16 protein-coding genes and 1 pseudogene are annotated in these 23,135 nt (G+C 42.7%); 6 read left to right on the top strand and 11 right to left on the bottom strand.

From position 1 onward, the window contains the following. Positions 1 to 51 precede the first annotated feature (51 nt). Positions 52 to 3,153, bottom strand: coding sequence for an efflux RND transporter permease subunit (locus JMX95_RS08700; RefSeq protein ID WP_201560589.1), 3,102 nt, complete (start codon positions 3,151 to 3,153; stop codon positions 52 to 54). Beyond that, positions 3,150 to 4,478 (bottom strand): efflux RND transporter periplasmic adaptor subunit, encoded by a 1,329-nt coding sequence (locus JMX95_RS08695; protein WP_201560588.1) that lies wholly within the window; start codon positions 4,476 to 4,478, stop codon positions 3,150 to 3,152. Before JMX95_RS08695 ends, JMX95_RS08700 begins: the two co-directional genes overlap by 4 nt. A gap of 494 nt (positions 4,479 to 4,972) precedes the next feature. On the opposite strand from JMX95_RS08695, the gene JMX95_RS13765 reads away from it, so the two are divergent. Beyond that, positions 4,973 to 5,101: a hypothetical protein gene (locus JMX95_RS13765; RefSeq protein ID WP_265088293.1), complete on the top strand. Its 129-nt coding sequence runs from the start codon at positions 4,973 to 4,975 to the stop codon at positions 5,099 to 5,101. Between the two features lie 128 nt (positions 5,102 to 5,229). Here the strand turns inward: JMX95_RS13765 and recG are convergent, their stop codons facing one another. Next, on the bottom strand, positions 5,230 to 7,596 hold the full coding sequence (gene recG, locus JMX95_RS08690) for an ATP-dependent DNA helicase RecG (RefSeq protein ID WP_227676015.1): 2,367 nt from the start codon (positions 7,594 to 7,596) through the stop codon (positions 5,230 to 5,232). 272 nt (positions 7,597 to 7,868) lie between these two features. On the opposite strand from recG, the gene JMX95_RS08685 reads away from it, so the two are divergent. Beyond that, positions 7,869 to 8,885, top strand: a complete 1,017-nt coding sequence (locus JMX95_RS08685; protein WP_320157777.1) for a patatin-like phospholipase family protein — start codon at positions 7,869 to 7,871, stop codon at positions 8,883 to 8,885. 150 nt (positions 8,886 to 9,035) lie between these two features. On the opposite strand, the gene JMX95_RS08680 is transcribed toward JMX95_RS08685, so the two are convergent. Then, positions 9,036 to 9,623 carry a hypothetical protein gene (locus tag JMX95_RS08680; protein ID WP_201560587.1) on the bottom strand — a complete coding sequence of 196 codons (588 nt, stop codon included), beginning with the start codon at positions 9,621 to 9,623 and terminating at the stop codon, positions 9,036 to 9,038. 531 nt (positions 9,624 to 10,154) lie between these two features. On the opposite strand from JMX95_RS08680, the gene argA reads away from it, so the two are divergent. Next, positions 10,155 to 11,477: an amino-acid N-acetyltransferase gene (gene argA, locus JMX95_RS08675; protein WP_055125407.1), complete on the top strand. Its 1,323-nt coding sequence runs from the start codon at positions 10,155 to 10,157 to the stop codon at positions 11,475 to 11,477. 98 nt (positions 11,478 to 11,575) lie between these two features. Here argA and JMX95_RS08670 read toward each other — a convergent pair whose 3' ends face one another. Beyond that, a complete protein-coding gene (locus JMX95_RS08670; protein ID WP_109592044.1) occupies positions 11,576 to 12,307 on the bottom strand; it encodes an FKBP-type peptidyl-prolyl cis-trans isomerase in 732 nt (243 codons plus the stop codon). 474 nt (positions 12,308 to 12,781) lie between these two features. On the opposite strand from JMX95_RS08670, the gene JMX95_RS08665 reads away from it, so the two are divergent. Further along, positions 12,782 to 14,494: a mechanosensitive ion channel gene (locus JMX95_RS08665; RefSeq protein ID WP_109592046.1), complete on the top strand. Its 1,713-nt coding sequence runs from the start codon at positions 12,782 to 12,784 to the stop codon at positions 14,492 to 14,494. 168 nt (positions 14,495 to 14,662) lie between these two features. Here the strand turns inward: JMX95_RS08665 and JMX95_RS08660 are convergent, their stop codons facing one another. Continuing rightward, complete coding sequence (locus tag JMX95_RS08660; protein ID WP_201560586.1) at positions 14,663 to 16,009, bottom strand: hypothetical protein; 1,347 nt, start codon at positions 16,007 to 16,009, stop codon at positions 14,663 to 14,665. Between the two features lie 305 nt (positions 16,010 to 16,314). Between JMX95_RS08660 and JMX95_RS08655 the strand changes: the two genes are divergently transcribed. Then, the gene (locus JMX95_RS08655) at positions 16,315 to 16,983 is read left to right on the top strand and encodes an SDR family NAD(P)-dependent oxidoreductase (RefSeq protein WP_109592050.1); all 669 of its coding nucleotides are present in this window, start codon (positions 16,315 to 16,317) and stop codon (positions 16,981 to 16,983) included. A gap of 119 nt (positions 16,984 to 17,102) precedes the next feature. Here the strand turns inward: JMX95_RS08655 and JMX95_RS08650 are convergent, their stop codons facing one another. The 3 genes from JMX95_RS08650 to JMX95_RS08640 all read right to left on the bottom strand — a co-directional run bounded on the left by JMX95_RS08650 (position 17,103) and on the right by JMX95_RS08640 (position 20,610). Beyond that, a complete protein-coding gene (locus tag JMX95_RS08650; protein WP_227676014.1) occupies positions 17,103 to 17,798 on the bottom strand; it encodes a lysophospholipid acyltransferase family protein in 696 nt (231 codons plus the stop codon). Positions 17,799 to 17,947: 149 nt separating this feature from the next. Then, positions 17,948 to 19,834, bottom strand: coding sequence for a DNA topoisomerase IV subunit B (gene parE, locus JMX95_RS08645; RefSeq protein ID WP_201555228.1), 1,887 nt, complete (start codon positions 19,832 to 19,834; stop codon positions 17,948 to 17,950). Positions 19,835 to 19,962: 128 nt separating this feature from the next. Then, positions 19,963 to 20,610, bottom strand: coding sequence for a YqiA/YcfP family alpha/beta fold hydrolase (locus JMX95_RS08640; RefSeq protein WP_109592056.1), 648 nt, complete (start codon positions 20,608 to 20,610; stop codon positions 19,963 to 19,965). A gap of 188 nt (positions 20,611 to 20,798) precedes the next feature. On the opposite strand from JMX95_RS08640, the gene JMX95_RS08635 reads away from it, so the two are divergent. Then, positions 20,799 to 21,059: a DUF1289 domain-containing protein gene (locus JMX95_RS08635; protein ID WP_109592058.1), complete on the top strand. Its 261-nt coding sequence runs from the start codon at positions 20,799 to 20,801 to the stop codon at positions 21,057 to 21,059. Positions 21,060 to 21,113: 54 nt separating this feature from the next. Here JMX95_RS08635 and JMX95_RS08630 read toward each other — a convergent pair whose 3' ends face one another. Further along, positions 21,114 to 22,055 carry a hypothetical protein gene (locus JMX95_RS08630; RefSeq protein WP_227676013.1) on the bottom strand — a complete coding sequence of 314 codons (942 nt, stop codon included), beginning with the start codon at positions 22,053 to 22,055 and terminating at the stop codon, positions 21,114 to 21,116. A gap of 156 nt (positions 22,056 to 22,211) precedes the next feature. Continuing rightward, positions 22,212 to 22,481 (bottom strand): annotated as a pseudogene (locus JMX95_RS13845) (4-fold beta flower protein); the annotation flags it as partial. Positions 22,482 to 23,135: the final 654 nt, after the last annotated feature.

Raw genomic sequence — 23,135 nt, 5'->3', positions numbered from 1 at the left:
ATTATCACTGCTAACGCTATGTGATAAGTATGATCAAATAAATCCTTTAAATCATACTTTACTATCTGTCGTTGTCTGCTCTTTGCCACTAGGTACGAGCCATTTAGCAAACCATCCTGACAAATCATCCATCAAAGTATAAACCACGGGAATTACCACAAGGCTTAATAACGTCGAAGTCACCAGACCACCCAATACCGCAGCGGCCATCGGACGACGGAAGGTTGGATCAGCATCACCCCAACCGAAGACTAAGGGCAACATCCCCGCGCCCATCGCAATGGTGGTCATAATAATAGGACGCGCCCGCTTGCGGCAAGCATCGATAATAGCCTCAAAACGCGCCAAACCTCGACGCTGTGCAATCAGTGCATAATCGACCAGTAAGATAGAATTTTTGGTAGCAATACCCATTAGCATAATAAAGCCGATCATCGATGGCATAGAAAGACTGCTATTGGTAATAACCAAGCCCACAAAAGCGCCGCCTATCGATAAAGGCAATGCCATCAAAATGGTAAAAGGCTGCAATATACGCCCAAACAATAGAATAAGTACGCCTAAAATACAAACCACACCGACCGACATCGCAATCACAAAACCGCTGAATAGCTCAGCCATGTTTTCTGCTTGACCTTGGTCAATAATGGTAATGGAAGGCGGTAGTTGTTGCATGGCAGGTACTGATTTAACCGCTTGTACCAAATCTCCAAGCTCGCCACTCGCAGGTTGCACCGTGATACTGATGGCGCGTTCCCGATCGAGCCTGCTAATCTGCGCAGGCCCAGTGCCAAAGTCCAATGACGCGACTTCACCCACACGTACACCCTGTCCTGCGGGTAACGAGCTCGGTACATATAGACCTTCTAATTGACTGACATTTTGTTTGGCAACATCTGGTAGACGAATGACGATAGGAATCTGCCGCGTATCCAAATTGAGCTTGGATAAACGCTGCTCATAGTCACCCACCGTCGCCACTCGTAACGTCGTAGCGATGTCTTGCGTGGTCACCCCTTTATCCGCCATCGCCAGTCTGTCTGGTGTCACCGTTAACTCTTGACGCGGCAAACTGCGGTCACTGGTCACGGAGCCAGCACTGGGCAGCCCTCGAATCTCTGACATGATTTGCTGAGCGGTTTGTTCAAGCAATTGCGGATTGGTGCTGGTCATAGAGAAGTTGTAACCACTCTCTCCACCACTCGACAAACCAACGGTAAAGCGCGCACCTGGGACTTCTGCCAACAAACTACTTATTTGACGTTCAATCTCTTGCTTAGAGCCGCGCTCTGCACGCGGTGCTAGCACGATATCTAGACCTGCTATATTTTCGGCTTTGCCACCACTAGAGTTTGAGTCCATGCTAGCCTGAGCCTCACCGACTGAGGTAAAAATATTGGTGACTTCAGACATTGCTAAAATACGTTCACTTGCCAGCGCAGCAACGCGCTCTGTGTCTTCCAGTGCAACGTCAGGTGTCAACTCAATCGCCACACGAGTTTGGTCAATGTCATTATCAGGAATAAACGACGTTGGTAGTAATTTGACAAGCATCAGTGATGCCACGAATAACACTAAAGTTGCACCCATCGTCAGCCAGCGATGATGCAGTGTCCATGCCACTATTTTGAGATACCAACCCATCAGCGCGCTTTGCTTCTCAACGTGTTTTTTCTCTGGTCGCAATATATACGCTGCCATCATCGGTGTGATAAGACGCGCGACCATCAAAGACGCAAAAATCGATAATGCAGCCGTCCAGCCAAACTGACGGAAAAACTGTCCAACGATACCGCCCATAAAGGCGGTGGGTAAAAACACGGCAATCAAAGTAAATGTGGTGGCGACTACTGCCAAGCCAATCTCGTCAGCCGCTTCCATCGCTGCTTCATACGGTGTCTTGCCCATGCGTAAATGCCGTATGATATTTTCGACCTCGACAATCGCATCATCGACCAATACACCGATCACTAACGATAATGCCAACAAAGATATAATATTGAGGCTAAAGCCAAATAAGTACATACCTAAAAAGGTGGGAATCACTGATAATGGCAAGGCGACAGCAGCAACTATCGTCGCCCGAATATTGCGCAAAAATAAGAATACGACGACGACTGCTAACAGACCACCTTCGATCAGCATCCGTAAAGAAGCTTGATAATCTTCAGCGATGGGCGTTGCCCGATCATAGACCTTTTCAATCGTGATATTACCTACATCGGCTGACAGCTTGGCAAGCTCTGCATCAACCAGCTCCATGACCTCGACTTCACTGGCACCACGCGAGCGGGTGATGTTAAATGCCACTACCGTTTGCCCGTCAAGCTTAGCAATAGAGCTTGGGTCAGCCGCGCCATCTGTGATTTGTGCCATACGTCCAAGCGCTTGCGTGCCGCCTGCTGGGATTGCCACTTGTAAATCATTGAGCTCACTTGCCCGCTCCACCGCACCAAGGACACGAATCGTCTGGGTGGTTTTGCCCACTTCTGCTTCACCACCAGAGCTGTCCTGCTGAATACCCGTGATTTGATTGGATAGTTGTGTGATAGAGAGCTTAAGACCACTCAAGGTAATCGGGTCAGCTGCGACGGTAATTTCACGCTGCAAACCACCAATACGGCTTACCGTACTGACACCCGGTATATCAGAAAGAAGCTTGGTGACCGTATCATCGACGAACCAAGACAAGTCTTCCACATTCATGTTTTCAGCAGCCACAGAATAAGTGACAACGGGGAATCCTGCGGTTGAAACTTTAGTAATAATAGGGTCATTGGCAGCGGCAGGCAAATCGCCGCGTACCTCGCCTACTGCCGAGCGCACATCATCGACCGCTTCTTGAATATCCTTTTCTAACACAAACTCTGTGACCATGGTGGCAGCACCCGTTTGTAACGTGGTGCGAATATGCTTGATACCCTCAATACTGGTGAGCTTGTTTTCTATCTTTTTTGCGATGTCGTTTTCGAGCTGTGATGGCGCGGCACCCGGTAAAGTCACCGTGACCACGACTGCAGGTAAGTCAATATCAGGAAACTGCTGCACCTTCATTTTCATAAAGCCATAAATACCGCCTAACGTCAGTAGTATGAATAGCAAAATGGCAACTAAAGGATTTTTTATCGAGTAAGCAGAAACATTTAAACTCATGGTTGTGCCTGCGCTGCTGTACTCGTTTGGCTAACACCATCAACGATACGCACCAAATCTCCATCATTTAAAAAGCTGCCGCCTTGTTTGACAATTTGACTGTCACTAGGCAATGGCTCTAGCACTGCCACGTTTTCGCCAAGTCGCTCGCCCAATGTCACTCGTTGTTGCTTGATACGACCCATGGTCTGACCATTTTGAGTCGTCACATTGGTTACTAGCATCACATAATCATAGCCATCGTTGCTGACGATAGCGCTATTGGGCACCGTTTGCGTACTGGCACTGCCTAATAGGAACTCACCCGTTTGATACATACCCGCGCGTACTTTTGCATTGGCTGCCAAGCTCGCATAGATGGTAATCTGCCGGTTGTTGTCCGCCGTTGGTGCTATGCGGCTCACTTTCCCCATTACCGTATCACCATCTGGTAAGCTCACCCGTACTGGTGTTCCGACACTGACTTCACCGACAAGCTTGGGATCAATATCTGCACGCCATTCCAAAATACCACCTTTAATGATAGTAAATAATGGCTCGCCACCAGCAACCATACCGACCTCCGCCATTTTCTCGCTGATGACACCGCTGACTGGTGCGACCACTGTTGCATTATCTACACTCAAGCGCTGAGTGCTCAGACGCGCTTTGGAGGCTTGTAGCGCAGCCTGTGCTTGAAGTTTTGCAGTGCGATAGCGATCGGCTTCTTGTTTACTAATGGCATCAATATCTATCAATGGCAATACACGAGCAGCATCAGCGCTGGCATTGGCAAGCGTCGCTTCTGCTTCGGCAACATCTGCCTCTGCTTGCAAGACTTGCTGCTCCATAGCATCGGTATCAAATATCGCCAATACTTGACCCGCTTTGACGCGATCACCTTCTTCGACCAATATACGTTCGATAGCCACGCCATTGACTTTAGCACTGACATTCGCCGTATCTTTGGCATCAATGGTGCCATCAGCACTGAGTGTGTTACCAATATCATCTTGGCTTGGGCTAACCGTCTCTACTGATAACACCGCCTGCTCAGTACTTGTAGCGCTTGCAGTGGCACCATCACTTGAAGTACGACTAGAAACTGGCGATTCATCGGTCGCGGCTTTATCACTTCCGCCCCAATACTTTCCAAGTAGCACACCAATGATAAGCACGGCTGCCAATACGGGTAACAACCATAATGGTAATTTTGAAGCGGTTTTTTTAGACAATGTATCAGACTGGCGATACGGTGGTAGCTCAGATGGTTGAGGTGGTTCAATGTTGGTTTCTTGCTCGCTAGTCAGTGCTTGCTTATTATTAGGGTGTTCAAAATCACTCATAGTCGGTCTCTATAAATAAGCACGGTACTAACGCCGTAAAAGATATAAGGGAAACAAAATGATGCAGGCAGAGCTTGTCAAAATAGTCTTTTATCATTGTAGACTATCTCGTCATTGGGTCAATTGTGTTAAGTATCTACATAGTCAAGTGTTGATAGTAATCAAGACATAACAATCAAGATATAGTAAGACATTGAACTTAATAAAGGTATTAGTAGCAAAGATTATCAGGTGAACGATAAGTAAAGACAAAAGACAGCGTATTCCTAGTTCATTGCATAAGTCTTCTTCACACAAAATCCCTTGCTTAAAACTTATTCAGCCAATGAAAAAATGACCAAATATGCTGTCATATTGAATGCATTAAGATACGACCATTATAGTTGGAACAATCACTCGTAAAAATTAATGATACATACGCCCTACAGTTTAGACTTGTATTTATGGGGTAATTTGTCATTATTAAGATAACTCTACTAATAAAGAAATCCATCATGGCTAATAAATCAGACGTAAAGAAGCTTAAACAAGAAATTAAAGATACCAAAGCAAAAATTAAGCAGAAAAAGAAAGACCTCAAAGATCTTAAGAAGTCATTGAAAAAGTCGAAAAAAGCCAAATAGCTTTGTTTCCAGATGATGGCTCTACGTCAAAAAACAGAAGAGGATAGCGTTGGCTGTCCTCTTTTTTACCATTAATTTAGCCATTTTCAGCCCATTTAGACGATAATCGATTGAATTGAGGACACGCCTTAGGCATTGGTATAACGACTTGCCTCAGGCATCCAGCGGTGAATCAGTTGGCTGACATCTGCCTTGCGCGTAGGATCTGCAATTAAATGTTTGGCTAAACGCTGAGCAATGGCAAACAGCTGCTCGTCACGTATCAGATCAGCCAAATAATAACCGACGTTACCCGTTTGACGTTTGCCTAATAACTCACCGGGACCACGCAATTCCAAATCTTTTTGGGCAATGACAAAACCATCAGTGCTATCACGCAGGACCTTTAAGCGCTCTGTACCTGTCTCTGATAATGGCTTTTGGTATAACAGTACGCAATAGCTTTTGGTTGAGCCACGCCCGACTCGCCCGCGCAGCTGATGTAATTGCGATAGACCTAATCTTTCGGCATTTTCGATAACCATTAACGACGCATTAGGGACATCGACCCCGACTTCAATGACCGTTGTGGCAATCAACAAGTCCAAATTGCCAGCTTTAAATTCTTGCATGATGGCTTGTTTGTCAACGGATTTCATCTTGCCATGGACAAGACCAATGCGAATATTCAAGCGCTCATTTAAGTCCTCATAAGTGGCTTCAGCAGCTTGCGCATCCAGCACACTAGACGCTTCGACCAACGAGCAAACCCAGTACGCTTGTCTACCCGCTTCACAATTAACCGCAATACGTTCGATCACCTCATCGCGTCGATTACGGTCAATGGTCACCGTAGTAATTGGCGTACGCCCCGGTGGCAATTCATCGATAATCGAGGTATCCATATCACCGTAAACGCTCATTGCGAGCGTGCGCGGAATCGGGGTAGCGGTCATAATCAGCTGATGCGGCGTGCTATTGGCCACCCCTTTATTGGTTAGTGCCATACGCTGCTCAACACCAAAGCGATGCTGTTCATCGATAATAACTAAGCCCAATTTGGCAAACTGCACCTGCTCTTGAAATAATGCATGAGTCCCGACGACCACTTGCACCGCGTTTTCTGCGACTGCTTCCAACGCTTCGCGGCGCTGCTTTGCCGTTTGTTTCCCAGCAAGCCAGCCGACACCGATACCTAACGGCTCAAACCATTGCTTAAAGTTAAACAAATGCTGCTCTGCTAAAATTTCTGTGGGTGCCATTACCGCCACTTGCCAGCCACTATCAAGCGCATAACCCGCCGCACCCGCTGCGATCAGAGTCTTGCCCGCGCCAACATCACCTTGCACCAACCGCAGCATTGGGATGGACGTTGCCATATCAGCCGTAATATCTTTCATGACTCGTTGCTGTGCACCCGTTAAATCAAATGGCAATGCGGCAAACAACTTATCAGCCAATGGACTTTGAGTGGCACATTTGGGTGCTTTATGCTGATGCAGTTGCTGACGACGATATAACAAGCTGAGCTGATGGGCGGTTAATTCTTCAATAATTAAACGCTGGCATGCTGCATGAGTACGGGCACTTAACTGGGTGAGTAGCTGATATTGTCGTCCTGCGTCAGTATAAGTCGGCGGCGTATGCAGTAATACTAAGGCTTCAAATATCGTCAGATTATAGACGTTGTTATTAACTGTTCTAGTAGCGACTGTATGGATATCACTGTTTGTATTATTATTGGCATCATAGACATTGGCTTTATTGACACTACTAACGCTATGACCAGTCGTATTATCTGGCACACTACGCGCCAGTGTCGAGAATATATCTTCTGGATACTCTGCCTCTGTTATTACTGTCTTCGTCGGTTCAAAAGGCGCTAATGGCAAGTCAGCCACGACTGCAAAATCTGTAGGAGTAAACAGCGTCATTGGTAAGCCTTCACTACGAACCGTCTGTAATGCCAGCTTAATTAAGGTGCGCAGCTTATTTTGATGTAAACCATTAACACTTGGATAAATGGGCTGCAAACCGGTATTTACTACCGTCTCATTACTACTGATAATTTGATGTTCAGGATGGTGGATTTGCTTACCATAACGGCTCACTTTGACTTCGCCAAATAATTGCAGCTGTGTCCCTAAGCTCATGGTTTGTGCAAGGCCACGATAAACCTTAAAAAACCGTAGCGATATGGTGCCCGTATCATCATCTACCACGACCGTCATACCGCTGCGCTTGGTGTCAACGTGTACCACACGCCCAGTAATTAACGCAGACTGCCCGTGCCCCACCTCTGCTATAGACAGCAGTCGGCTACGATCTTCATAATCACGTGGCAGATGCAGCAATAAATCAAATATTCGTTTAATATTCAATTGTGCCAACTGTTCTGCGACTTTTAATCCCACACCCGCCAGCGCCGTCACTGGCATATCTAGCGCTGAGAGTGGCAGCTCAGACCCAAAGTGCTCTGTTGGGCTAGTTAAAGAAGCGTTCACTGATACTGACATCAAAGATCCTAACGATATTATTTTTAGTTTTCATATACTCATTCAAGTATTTTCAATATACCGTATATGATGACAGTTTTTATAAAACAGCTGTCATCAACAGGACACATCAAAACACCGACTCATTTCATTATAGCTGACAATACAATTGCTTATGCTCAGCTATTTAGTAATACTGCGTCAAAAAGCCTGAAAGTCAAACGGCTCATTTGTATCATATCAATAACTGATGTCTTATTTTCCGTATTATCGTCATTTTATAAGGTGTTTTTATGTTCGCTCCTGCCCAGTACCGACAACCTCTTAATAGTCTAAGAGTGCGACATAGTATGAGAGTGCTATGCACCAGCTTAATTGCCGTACTCGGATTATCTATTAGCGCTTGTAGCTCTCTAACGCCAGCGCAGCCGTTACCTGAAACACCAAAAATAGCGCCACTTAATGTGGCGTTAGTCTTGGGCGGCGGCGGTGCCAAAGGCTTCGCCCATGTTGGGGTGATTAAAGCACTAGAAGCAAATGGTATTAAGCCCACGCTCATCGTTGGCACCAGCGTCGGTAGCTTGGTTGGTAGCCTATATGCGAGCGGTTACACACCAGTACAACTTGAGCAACTGGCACTGACCACTACAGATAGCGAATTGACAGATTTTGTCTTATCCAACCAAGGTGTCATCGAGGGTATCAAACTCAAGAACTTTATCAACGATAAAGTCGATGGACGAGTAATAGAGGATTTCCCTATCCGCTTTGCAGCAGTCGCGGCGGAGAAGCATACTTTGAAAAAAGCCATTTTTACCACTGGTGATGCAGGGCTTGCCGTTCAAGCGTCCTGTAGCGTACCGAATATTTTTATTGCACCGCGTATCCCCGAAAAGGTCGGTAAAAAATATATCGATGGTGGCGTGGTCAGTCTAGTACCTGTCGATAGTGCCCGTGATTTAGGCGCTGATATTGTTATTGCCGTTGATGTGACAGATACTGGTATTAATAATACTAGCGGTGTGTCTACACTTGATAAAAAATTAAACCTCAACGGATTAAGCAATTTTTGGGGATTTTTGGAGAGTAATGTTGTAGCTCCGCCAAGCACCAATCGTGCCTCATCGATGCAGCGTGAACGAGATCGTGCTGATGTGCTGATTACGCCTGCGGTCAGTCATATCAGCTCACTAGATACCAGCCAGCGCCGTGCTCTCATCGCTGCAGGCTCGCAAGCCACTACCGCACAGATGGCTGCCATCAAGCAATTAATCAAAGAAAAATCTAACCAGAAATACGCGACGCTTTAAGCGCCTTGCAACGGCGTACCAAAATTTCTTGTTAACAATCCATAAAAAAGCACCACAGCAACGAGCCGTGATGCTTTTTATGATTAAACGAATATTAAGCCGATATTAAATAAATCACACTTATAAAATACTTAATATTAAATGACTGGCTTATTTCACACGTGCACGGTATTTAACCACTACGGTGTCATTAAGACCAACACCCTCTAAATCCCAGCGTACCGCTTTATAATACTTTAATGGAATTTCTTGTAGTTGGTTATCCACTTTTCCACGTAATGGCATACGGGCAAAAGTATGGCCGTCCGCACTGCCGTATGGAAACTCAGGTGATACTGTACGCAATAACTCTACCTGCTCAGGGATACTCATCGTCACAGTCATTTTACGGACGCGATCTGCATTGGTATTGGTAAAATAACCTTGGTACTCCAAGACATTACCTGATTGCAGGCGCGTACTAGCATTCACCGGAGCCAAAACCTCTTGACCGTTTGCATCAACGCTAATCAATGACGCGGTAATTTTACTATTGACGGCTTGTGCACTCGAGTTGCTGCTTTTAGTAGCATTGGTCTGTACAGCTGCCGAACTATCGACGGCTTGTTCTGGCGTCGGTAGCATTGCCGAGGCTTGCGTCACTACCATCGCACCGATGAGCGTACCAGCCACAACGTGGAATAAGCGATGTCCGCTCCAAGCACTAAATGGGCTAGCAAATTGGTTACTTTTTTTCATGGTTTTCATTATCCCTGGTTAATATGTCGGTAAAACGCAGCTGGTAAAAATTGAATGACTTTTGGTGTATATTGAATCTTTTACAGGCAGCACAATTTAGACGGAACATACCCACTTATAAGAAACATGCTATAAGAAACATAACTCACTATAAATGGTCGACTGTTATAGTACTGGCAGACCTAGTATCGCTGCTGATTGTAGTGACAGCTAATGGCAAGCGCTGCATACGTCTATGCTGCTGGTGTCTATCTTGTCATAGCTGGTAATCTTAGCGTATAAAGTTTTTATTTTTATTGATTATCTTCGTTCATCGCCTGTAAAGCAATAGCGTTTAGCATAGCAAAAAGTGTTTGTACGTACACTAACCCCGTGTTGAGGTTGTGTATATCATCGATCAGTGATAAAAATTGATTGATACTACTGAAATAAAAGATAGCTCATAACGGCGTTTTTTGCTATGGTAATTCTTTAGCGATAGGCATTTTTTGCTACGCCCCTTTTCTTATTCTCACTACTATTGCCCTTATTATGACTACTAGCGCCATGCCCCAAATTAACCCTGAATATGTCCATTGGTTCCGTAACTCTGCCCCCTACATCAATACCCATCGCGGCAAAACGTTCGTGATTATGTTTGGTGGTGAGGCGGTCAATCATCCAAATTTCAGCACCCTTATTCATGATTTTGCGCTACTGCATAGCTTAGGTATCAAGCTGGTATTGGTACATGGAGCGCGACCGCAAATCGAAAAGAACTTAAAAGATGCTGACATTACCTCCCCACTGCATCAAGACATTCGAATTACACCGCGCGTGGCGATGCCTGCTATTTTACAAGCGGTAGGCGCTATTCGCCTGCAACTCGAAGCACAGCTGTCGATGGGACTGGCCAATTCACCTATGTATGGTTCACGCATCGATGCCATTTCAGGCAATTTTGTGACCGCACGTCCTTACGGTATTCGTGATGGTATCGATTACCAAATGACTGGCGAAGTGCGCTCTATCGATGTTGAAGCCATCAAAAACAACCTGCTACACGACCATATTGTGATTTTAGGCTCAATGGGTTATTCAGCGACTGGTGAAGTCTTTAATTTGTTGGCTGAAGACGTGGCGCTCAGTGCGGCTGTGGCACTGGGTGCTGATAAGCTTATCTTCTTGGGCGAAGAAGCAGGCATCAATGACGATGATCGCTTACTAAGGGAGATGATTCCTAATGAAGTCGATCGCTTCTTACGTGATCGTGATTTAAATTGCGAGATCAATTATTTCTTAAATTGCGCCAGTTTGGCTTGCCGCCAAGGCGTCCATCGCACCCATATTATCTCGTACGCCAAAGACGGTGCCTTATTAGAAGAGTTATTTACTCGTGATGGCTCTGGCACTCTTATCAGCCATGACCCTTACGAAGAGATTCGTCGTGCCAATATTGACGATGTGGTCGGACTGATTGAGCTATTATCACCGCTAGAAGAGCAAGGCATATTAGTCAGCCGCTCACGCGAACGCTTAGAGCAAGAGATTGATAATTATAGTGTCATCGAGCGTGATGGTATGATTTTGGGCTGCGCGGCGCTATATCCATTGGATGCAGAATCAGCAGAAGTTGCCTGTGTCGCCGTACATCCCGATTATCGTAGCGGTAGTCGCGGTGCAGACTTACTGGCATTTTTAGAGCAACAAGCGCGCAGTCATGGTCTGCACAAGTTGTTTGTGTTAACGACACGGACGGCACATTGGTTCGTCGAGCAAGGCTTTGCCGAAGTCGAGGCCAGCGCGTTACCTGCATCGCGTCAAGAAAAATACCATAATGGTCGTAATTCTAAAGTCTTTCAAAAAACTCTTTAGATGCTCAATCTCTAGTCATAAAAAAGCCCTCATAATATTATGAGGGCTTTTTTATGATTTTATTTTTTAACACTGTTAACTAGGGTGCGTACTAAGTATTATTTTACTTTTAACAGCTCAACCGTAAAGATAAGCGTGCTGTTAGGCTCGATACCTGCGTTACCCGCTTCGCCATAAGCAATATCTGATGGGATATAAAACTCATATTTGCCGCCCTCTTTCATCAGCTGTAGACCTTCTGTCCAGCCAGCGATGACTTGGTTCAACGGGAACTCAATTGGCTCACCGCGCTCATAAGAGCTATCAAATACCGTACCATCGATTAACTTACCTTCGTAGTTTACTTCAACCACGTCAGTCGCTTTTGGTGATTTACCCGTACCTGCGGTGATAACTTTGTACTGTAAGCCAGAAGCCGTTTCTTTGACGCCTTCTTTTTTAGCGTTTTCTGCTAAGAATGCAGCGCCTTTGGTTTTGTTTTCTCCAGCTTTTGTTTCCATGTCTTTAACGAACTTTTCTTCTTGCTCTTTTTGATAAGTCGTTAATACTTCCTGCATTTGTTCTTGGGTCAATGCTGATTCATTGCCTTCATAACCATCACGGAAGCCTTTTTCAAAGGTATCAAGATTCAGGTCACCGACCGCTTCTTTGTTACCTTCAGCCATCATGAAGCCTAAGCTATAACCTACTTTTTCATTTGCTGAGCTTTGCTCGGTGATTGAAACGCTTTTAGCAGCGGTCTCTTGGTTACCGTTATTTGTGCTACAGCCTGTTACCAACAACATAGCACTAGCAAGTGCACCAATGCTTAAAGTAGTGATTTTTTTCATAAAGTACTCTCAAATTGTAAGGATAGTGGCGAGATGTCACATGTTCCTATAATAACAAATCTTAGTTTTAGGAACCATGTTTGCCGTCAAATTATCGGGCGAATGTACAGTCTATGTTAATATTTCTCATCATAATAACAAGTTATCACACAAATACAGTAACACGTTAAGCTTTCTATCTTTAAATCCACTAATACATCAGCTAAGCTAAATTAGTTAAGGTGATAAGTAACCGAGTGTACGTCTTTATCATGGATGATTAACATTGGCAGTAAGGTAATCAACACGAGGGAAACCAACGTTTTTTGATAAGGTTTTTTGATAAGGTTACCTAATCAAAAATTATAATATCACCGCATAACTTATTTTAAAAATACTATTAATTATAACCATCTATGTATTGGTTTCGCTCAACACTAGCTGTACTGATGATATTGTTGAGTGGCTTTCGTATGATGATTAAAGGAGGATAAGATGAATCCAATGTACACATCTTTTAACGGTTATCTTGGTGGGCCTATCGGCTCTATTATTGGTGCTATTTTAATATTTATTATTGGTTGGCTAGTGGCACTGGGTATCGCAGCACTGGTTCGTAATGTATTATCTAGAGTCAATCTGAACCAACGCATGAACTCTTCAACGGGTAAGACCTACGATTTAGAAGGTATTATCTCTAAGATTGTATTTTGGTTCATCTTTATCATCGCGATTTCTGGGGCGCTGAATCAATTGAATTTGAACTCAATCTCGACACCGTTTGCAAATATGGTCAATCAAGTCCTAGCATTTATCCCTAATCTTATCGGCGCTATCGCTGTGGGTATTATTGGTTGGGTCTTGGCTACTGTTGCACGCACAGCTATCAACGCGGCATTGGCGAAAACGTCAATGGATGAGCGTTTAAGTGCTCAAGCAGGTGTAAAACCGATGAGTAGCACGATTGCCGATATGGTTTATTGGTTCATCTTGTTGGTTGTTTTAACGATGGTATTGGGGAAATTAGAGCTTGATGGTTTATTTGCTCCATTGACTAACATGGTTGATAAAATCTTTAGCTTTATTCCTAACATCCTCATTGCAGGTGTTGTCTTTGTCGTCGGTTATATCATTGCCAAAGTGGTACGCGGCATTGTGACTAATCTTGTTTCTACTTTTAATGTTCAAGAATTGGCTACAAAAGCAGGTTTAAGCGAAAAAAATAGCTTACCTAATATCGCTGGTTCATTGGCATTTTTAGTAGTGATCATTCCAACTATTATTGCTGCATTAAATGCATTAAAAATTGAAGTGATTGCTCGTCCTGCGACAAACATGCTGAACAAAATCATGGAAGCATTGCCAAACATCTTTATGGCAGTTGCAATTTTAGTCGTGACCTTCTATGTGGTACGCATGGTTGCCAATATCATCAAAGGTTTGATCGAAAACACTGAGATTAACCAATTGCCTGCGAAAGTTGGTTTACAAGAAACGATGGGCGACAAGAGAGTCTCTGACCTTGTTGGTTATGCGATTATCTTCTTTGCAATGTTATTTGCCTCAATTGCCGCCGCTGACTTACTAGGTTTTGAGCCTATCTCAGCCATTATCGCCATGTTTATTGCGTTTGGTGCCAACATTATCTTGGGCGCAATTATCCTATTTATTGGCTTCTGGCTTGCCAATATCATTGCAGGTGTCGTTGAGCGTTCTGAGCAAGGCTCACAATTCTTAGCAAACATCGTCCGTGTACTAATCATGGGTTTAGTACTTGCCATGGGTCTAAAAGCGATGGGTATTGCTGATTCTATCGTTAACCTAGCCTTTGGTCTAACACTAGGTGCCGTAGCAGTAGCCTTTGCCCTTTCATTTGGTCTTGGTGGTCAAGAAGCCGCTGCCCGTTTCCTACGTAAAATGCAGGATAAAATGGACAAAGAACGTGAAGAAGCTAAAGCGAAATCTGCTCTTCATACTAGCTCAAGTACACAAGAAAAAGTTGCTGACTCAGTTCGAGAGAACACTCCTGCTGCTTCAGGTACAATGACTAGTGACTTCCCTACTAGCACTGTCGATACCAACAATCTTAGTACGGGTCATGTAGATATCACTCATGTTGAAACAAGTGATGACGATATCGACACTGGTTCAAATCTAGCGCCAAGTAATAAAGGCTTTACTGATATTGATAATAACGACTTAAAATAAGTCATCGTTAACGATTTAATTTGAAAAAAAGACAGCCTAGGCTGTCTTTTTTTATGGCGTAAATTTAGTTTCTATGAAAACATCGCTACAAAATCATACTCAGGACTTGGTCTTCCGTGCAGGTATATTCAAATTTAATTGCATTCGCACTGACTCATTGTTACTTGCTCATAAGTTATTTTTCGTTTGCTTTTTATGCTGTTGGTTTAAGCGCTGTAGTTGCTTGGTCAGCTGCCGCTCACGCTGGGTCATCGGATCAACCGGTTGAATCCATAAATCGATATCAATAAAGGTGTCATTAGACTCGTCAATAAAATCAATGCCCAACACAATTACATGATGCAGCTCGGTTATTGGCAGGCGGCTCGCAACATCCTGTGCAATCTTTGCTAAGTTTGGCTGAATAGCCTGTTTACTGTGCTGGCTCTCAACATCTTGCCCATAGAAGATCAATACATAATGCCGTCCCAAGCTCTCATAAGAGTGCTGATGGACGACATAACCTTCTTTTTGCAGACCATGTGCTTGTTTAGGATGCCTATATAGAGTTCGAACCAGCTCATGGCGCGAAAATAAAGACTCGTCCAATAGCTGCTGTTGCCAATAACAGCGTTTTATTCCTAGTGTCTCTTTATCAGCATTGTCTAGTACTTCTTCATCGAGCATCTCTATCATTTGGGTGCTTAGCTGCGACCACAGAGCTGCCGCTTGCACCATATGCTGATGATACATCTGCGCAGTCGTGCTTTTGTTTTTGTAGGCAAGTGTCATAGCGACTAATGCAGGATTGGGCTCATCTTGCACCTCGTACTTGATGAGTGCATTATCTACTGCGATAGCATCCGTAAATAAAGTCGGGCTATGTAAAAACTGAGTGACTAGATCTGCTTCTGATTCAAAGCTAATGACATGATTACTGGCTGAAGACTGTAATTGCCCTAAACGATAATGCAAAAATCGCCATAACTCGCATGGTGCTTGTAGGCTTACTAATATCGCCTGCCAGTCATGCCAGCTAAAAACTTGTAGCTGCTGCATACTGTCGCTCATATCCACAACCAAATCTTCCATAAAATAGCGGACACCAAAACCATGAGTGAGCCGTTTTAGAAGTTGTCGTTGCTGGTTATTTATCTTAATTTTATTGATTTCTTCAGCTTTATCGGTGAGCTGAATATCAAAAACTAAAACATTATGGCTCATGTTGGCGTTATTTTTATACTGAGTGAGATATGTCTTGTGCCATATGAGCGCGGCCTTTACTACCGCCACACGCGCAGCTTCAATATCGACCAGACTACTTTTAGCAGGCAAATACAATATGAGCTCAAGTAATGATAGGTTACCCAGTGGCAATTGATAGTGATACTGCTGAGCACGGTAATACGCGTCATATTTATGCTCAAGATGCTGCATATTGGTCAAAGCAATATCTACAGCCTCTTTCTGCAAATAGCAGGTCAACTCATTAACAAGACAATCATTATCAGATAGGGTAATAGATGAGTCAGACACAGTGTTAACCTTTTATTATCGAATGGACGCGTTGTATGGTAAGTTGCTATTGATGAGCATAACACTAGAGCATGTTGAATATTCGCAAATGTTTTTGCTATAACGACAGGCTACCAACGAAAAACTTAACAAAATAAGCCTTATTAAATGCAGTCGCTTTCAGGGCAATGAGTTGTTATGATAATAGCAAAGTAGCATGATTTGCAGTCAAACTTATCGCTTATGGGCTGCCTTTGATTACATTTTTTAGAGTCATTTATTAAAATTATTTAATGACCATCATATAATAAAAAGGATTGAACGTTATGAAGCGCTTTAAAGAAAAAACTGTCATTATAACAGGTGCAGATTCTGATATTGGTCGTGCAACGGCGCTTAGATTTGCACAAGAAGGGGCGAACTGTATAATCGTTGGTATTAATAACGATATTTTAGAATACATCTACGAGGAGCTGCCACAGGATCATACATGGATCAATACAGGTAACCACCTTACCGTAACCAGTGATATTAATGATCTGACCCAAACGGCAAGATTAATAGAGCATGTACGCGATAAATATAAACATATTGATGTGATGGTCAATATAGATACTGCGGTTGGCATTCATCAGTCAGTTATTCCAGAACTGATAAAAACACAAGGCAATATCGTTAATGTGTCAACGCTAACGGAGATATCAGCAGACTGGAATATAGAGACCTATAAAGCTAGACAAAAGAATTTGACTGATGTTACAAAGAAGCTGGCATTAGAGAATATACCAAATAATGTACGTATTAATGCCGTATCTGCTGGATTGGTGGCAACGGATATCAGTCCAAATCCATTTATTACCCACTCTCCACTAGGGAAGACAGCGACACCGTTTGATGTAACCGCCGCTGTGATGTTTTTAGCCAGTGATGACGCTGCCATCATTACTGGTATGAATTTACCTGTCGATGGTGGGGTGAGTACGTTCAACAGCTAACTCAATGCTTAGTTTTTTAGCCATTCTTAAAACTCATCACCGCAAACAAAAGACCCCCTGACATTAATCAGTCAGGGGGTCTTAATATAATACAGATACTCATAACTCATTTAAAAACTTTATTCAGCTGAATGATTGATATCTTGTAATGGTTGAGATAAGCGCTCGGGATGTCTTGGTATCACCCCTTTATACTGAGCATAAATTTTTGGTAAATCCGCTTCGATATCACCACTAGGATAAACTAACGACATAAAGCGTATTTCTTTGGTTTTGTAATCCATCGCTACCGGCAAAATAGGTACACCAGCGCCCACTGCTAAATAATAGAAACCTGATTTCCAAGTTTCAGTATATTGACGAGTGCCTTCTGGTGCTAAACCCAAAAATAGTGGCTTACCTGTTTTGAACTTATCAATACTTGCTTGCAGCACTGAGCCTTTATCACTACGATCAATGGGAATCACCCCTATCCAGCTTAATAGCTGAGCAAATACGGGCACTTTAAATAACGTATGCTTACCCATAATACTGATTTTCAAATCTAGGGCAAATAAACTGGGTATCGCATAAACCCCGTCGATATTCGAAGTATGCGGCAGCGCTAAAACTACAGCTTGTGAAATATTTGGAATCTCTCCAACCGTACGCCAACCCGCAGCTTTTAGCATAGCTGAGGCAATCACTGGCGCAATTTTATTACCGCGTTTCGGAACTAAAATACCCAGCTGCTTTCTACTAAGCTTGGGCAATATTTTAGAGTTTACAGACTGAGAAGCAGCAGCTTTTGAGCGATTAAATAACTTTGATGTCATGACGGCACCACATAATAAAAGATACCTACATAATAACATTAAGCTTATACAACTAAATTGAATTTTATAGGCTTTTATTGCTTGCCAGCTTACCGGTTTATAAACTTATATAAATATATAGCTATTGATGGACATATCCATCGAGCCCATTAGGATATGTCAGCCAAATTGCCTTTATTCTCAAGCCAAACCTTGCGATCAGCAGCACGTTTTTTAGCCAACAGCATATCCATCACGCTATTAGTCAACACCATGTCATCCATATCTAGCTGAACTAAACGCCGAGTATCACGGTTCATGGTCGTCTCACGTAACTGCTCTGCACTCATTTCACCCAAGCCTTTAAAACGGGTAATCTGCGCTTTTTTATTGCCCGGCACATTGGCCAAAATATGCTGAAGCTCAGGCTCATCTAACGCATAATGCACCTCTTTGCCCACGTCTACTCGATATAACGGCGGCATGGCGACAAATAAATGACCCGCATCCACTAGCGCAGGGAAATGCTTCACAAATAAAGCGCAGATGAGCGTGGCGATATGCAGACCATCAGAATCCGCATCCGCTAAGATACATACCTTGTCATACCGCAGCTCAGACAAATCGTCAGATGCCGGATCGACACCGATAGCAATAGCGATATCATGAATCTCTTGGCTCGATAACACCGTATCAGAAGACACTTCCCACGTATTTAAAATCTTACCACGCAGCGGTAAAATCGCCTGATAATGACGGTCACGTGCTTGCTTGGCGCTACCACCCGCAGAATCCCCTTCTACTAAAAACAGCTCAGCACCATCACGCAAATCACCACGACAGTCTGCCAACTTACCCGGCAATGCAGGACCTTGCGTGATTTTCTTACGGGCGACTTTTTTGGCAGACTTGAGACGACGTCCAGCTTTATTAATCGCCAGCTCTGCGATTTGAGTACCCATATCGGCATGCTGATTTAACCACAGACTAAAGGCATCTTTTGCCAACGTCTGTACTGCCCCAGCAGCTTCACGACTAGACAGACGCTCCTTGGTTTGCCCAGAGAACTGCGGTTCAGAAAATTTAAGCGACAGAATATAGTTCACCCCATCCCAGACATCTTCTGCCGTTAGCTTGACACTACGCGGCAGCAAATTATGAATATCGCAAAACTCACGCAATGCCTCTAATATACCAGTGCGCAGACCATTGACGTGCGTACCGCCCTGAGCCGTAGGGATAAGGTTCACATAACTTTCTTGAATCGGCGTGCCACCATCAGGCAACCAAGACAAGGCAAAGGTAATAGCAGCACGTTCGCCCGCTTTTGCATCGTAATTATAATAAAACGGTGCTTCAGGTAAGGTTTCTAAACCATCCAACTGTTCGCTTAGATATTCGACCACTCCGTCAGTAAACTGCCAAACCACCTTTTCATTATTAATATCATCGACAAATTCAATCGTCAATCCAGCGGCCAATACTGCTTTGGCTTTTAGATTGTGCTTGAGCTGTTTTACATTAAATTTAGGCGTATCAAAAAAGCGACCATCTGCCCAAAAATGTACTCTGGTACCACGTTTGCGTTTGTTTGAGCTGATTGCTTCAGTCAACGGCGTAACTGGTGCGCCATTTTCAAACGCCATATCAAACTGTGTACTATCACGCCATACCGTCACCTCAACACGTGTTGATAACGCATTGACGACAGAGATACCCACACCATGCAGACCGCCTGACACTTCATAATTAGAAGTCGAAAACTTCCCACCGGCATGCAAACGAGTTAAAATCAGCTCAATACCCGATTGATTAAATTCAGGATGAATATCAGTCGGCATACCACGCCCATCATCTTCGACAGACAACGAGCCATCACTATGCAGTTGCACCTTGATGGTTTTAGCATAACCCGCCAACGCTTCATCAACTGAGTTGTCGATAACCTCTTGCGCCAAATGATTGGGGCGCGTGGTATCGGTATACATACCTGGACGACGACGTACTGGCTCAAGCCCTTCTAAAACTTCTAACGATTGCGCATTATATTGACTCACAAATGCATCCTTAACGATTCATGTCTGATTAATTCTATTCAACCATTATAACCAAAAATAGCGACGTTAAGGTTAATAGTCCATCGCTCACGTCATATAATGTCGCCTGTTTGTAGTGGTCAACTAATTTAGGCTCGTACTAAATCTTGTAGCATATTTATCACCATCGGCAACTGCTCACCAAAGTCACTAAACCGATGATCGCCACCCGCTTGTAAAATAACCGTACTCCCTTGCTGTTGATAAAAGGCTTTAGACAATTCAGGATTTAATAACTCATCGCCTTCTTTGATAAATACAGCAATTTTTTTAGGATAATGAATTTCTGATAACTGATGATCTGCAAACCATTGCAAATCCGCAGAAGTAATATCCCAACCGCCAGTGGTCGTATAGAGAATTTGATTCTTTGGCAATTCATCTTCGCCTTGACCTTCATTACTATCGTTATTTAGCAGTAAGTCATGAGCAAAGCGCTGTAATGTCACATGTGGCTGAGTACTAGGATTTAATAGTAAAGCCGCACAGCCTGTATGATTGCTCACCAAGGTAGGAAAATAGCCACCCAATGAGCTACCAACGAATACAACTTTTGAGTCGCTGCCCCATTCCTCAACTAGACTTATCAGTTTATCAAACACGTCTTGTGGCGATTTATTCAAATCGGGACGCAGTACATTGATATCAGGATGATGATGCTGGCAGTATTTTTCTAATAGCATTCCCTTGGTAGAGTTCGCATCACTGTCCAGTCCATGGATATAAATCAAGTTCACGTATCATCTCACTTATTAATTTTGTTATGATTATCTTATATAGGCTAGTGACGCTAAGCATAGCACCCGCCAAACAAAAATAATAACAATAAAACGGCACACCATTAGTCAGTATTTGCGACATAATAATATTGTCATAATAGTTTTATGCAAGTCAAAGGAATGACGATAATAGCAATGGAGTCGCCATGAACCAACAGTTTGAGCTGTTTGAGATTGCCAATCCATGTATTGGTCTTTGCCAAAGCAATAAAAAAGGCTATTGCTTCGGTTGCCTGCGTAGTCGTCCTGAGCGCCAACGATGGCATGATATGACGACAGAACAACAGCGCGATGTGCTAAGGCTTATCGCAGGACGTAAGCTGCGTATAGAGCAAATGAGAGATCGTAAAGACGAGCAGTTAGGATTTGATTTTGAAGAAGTGGTTGAGACTGGTGAGTTGTTTTAAAGTTATACATATTACGGTTTAAATTCAAAATAATATGATGCTTTTTAGATAGTTTTACAATACAAGCGGAACAATATTCCAAGCAAGATTGTGTTTTTGCTCATAGCAATCATAGATTAATAAATCTGTTCTTGTATCAGCAGGAAGTTCTATTTTTGGTATGTAATATGTTGATGGATCACTTGCGATAAGACTAATTTTAAAATGCTGATTAATTAAAGAAGATAATGTATTGTTATTATTAAGCAGGCTAAATGGACTAAACCTTGCGCAAAACATAGCTATATTAGCTGAAACTGCATCTAAAACATTTTCTAATGTTGCTTCGTTAAATGAAGAATTGCGATCGTGTTTCGTCTTATTGTAAGAGTCATACCATTTTAAGGATTTTGTAGGTTGAGATACATCCCATTGAGAAAATGGTATAAAATTCCGTAGATCATCATAATTTTTGAAAGTAATTTGAAATTCATTCAAGCGAGCTTTAGACAATAATTTTACATAATCGTTTGTGGTAAACATTCGATTATTTTGAGGTGATATTCCTGAGTTTTTGAAAATCGATACCCATGAGTTTTCTACCTCTGTACATGCCAAAATAAGTAGCTCTCTGGATTTATGTCCGTAAGATTTTAATCCATTTTGATCTGGTTCAATGTACAGTAACAAATCATCTAATTTTTCTATCAATACCCTCAATGCTTGCTCGGCTGAACGTTGTTCAAAAGCATTGATTTTCAAAGCGTCATGGATGTCCTGTATATAATATAAGGATGGCCTCCAAACGTTTTCTATAGAACTACCAATGGGTAATTGTAATGGTTTTACATCTTGAGCCCCAAATACTCTAATTACCCAATCACGCAAACTACCGCTTTTACCTTCAATTGCGGTCAAACCGACAGAAATAACATTGAAATCATAATTTTTACCGTAAATATGAACTAAATGTGAGTCTGTTTCGTAGGCATAACCTAGAGCATTTCTTTCATGCAAATTATCTATCCATCTAGGTATATTAGTTTGCGTATTTCTATAATAAATTCCGTTCAATTTTCCCTCTCACTCTATATGTACCATCATAATGTAAAAAATAACTATTAAAGAAACTATTTATAACTGATTAAAAAAGTATCTATTAACGTAGTTTTTCTAAGCATTCAGCCACTGATTCCAATTTAATTTTGACCATCCACCTAAAGGATTTAATGGTTTTAGAGGTTGAAGTAGATTTAAAGGTTTCAGTGGACGAAGTGGTTGTAACGGCTTTAACGGCCTCAAAGGAGTAAATGGTTTTAAAGCACCACTTGGAGTAGTCCCATCAAGCCATAAAACAGGCTTACCATTGCGATCAAGTAGCGAACCTCTATTAAATGGACCTAACCACTGCAATGAATTCGACGCAAAGAAATTACCGTCGCTTAAGAAAGCAACTCAATGTAAGTTTAAATCAAAAACATCTTCTCCATCGAACCAACCTGATAGCTCTGCATATTGATCAAATATTGGCGTCATAAGTTTTCCTATACATGTTTAGGATTATTTTATGAATTTGGAATTAATTGTAAAGTTTATTAATCCTATAGGAGAAGTTATACCATATATAATCCTACACTTGTTGATAATATATTAAATGAGAATTGTTGAAGATGTTATTAGTAACAAAAAAAGTCCCCAACGTTTATTCGTTGGGGGCTCCATCTATAATAGATAACTGACGATGACCTACTCTCACATAGCCAGAGCCACATCACCATTGGCGCTACGATATTTTACTTCTGAGTTCAGGAAAGGATCATACAACTCCATCACGCTATCGAATACGGACTGATGCAGGTGTTGCGCCAAATACTTCATTCATAGATTGGTATACCCATAGGTTGGTAAAGGAGACTTTAAGATATGGATAACTCTTGAACGAAAAATAATTTCTGAAAGAAGTAGTATATAGCAAACAAAGAAAACCCCCCAACGAATTAACGTTGGGGGGTTTTACTTTGAATAGAGAGCTGACGATGACCTACTCTCACATGGACGAATCCACACTACCATTGGCGCAATGATGTTTCACTTCTG

Origin of the sequence: Psychrobacter sp. NC44 (assembly GCF_904846655.1) — a bacterium.
Taxonomy (GTDB): Bacteria; Pseudomonadota; Gammaproteobacteria; order Pseudomonadales; family Moraxellaceae; genus Psychrobacter.
The sequence above is the reverse complement of the archived record's forward strand: the minus strand, read 5'-3'. Positions and strand labels throughout refer to the sequence as shown.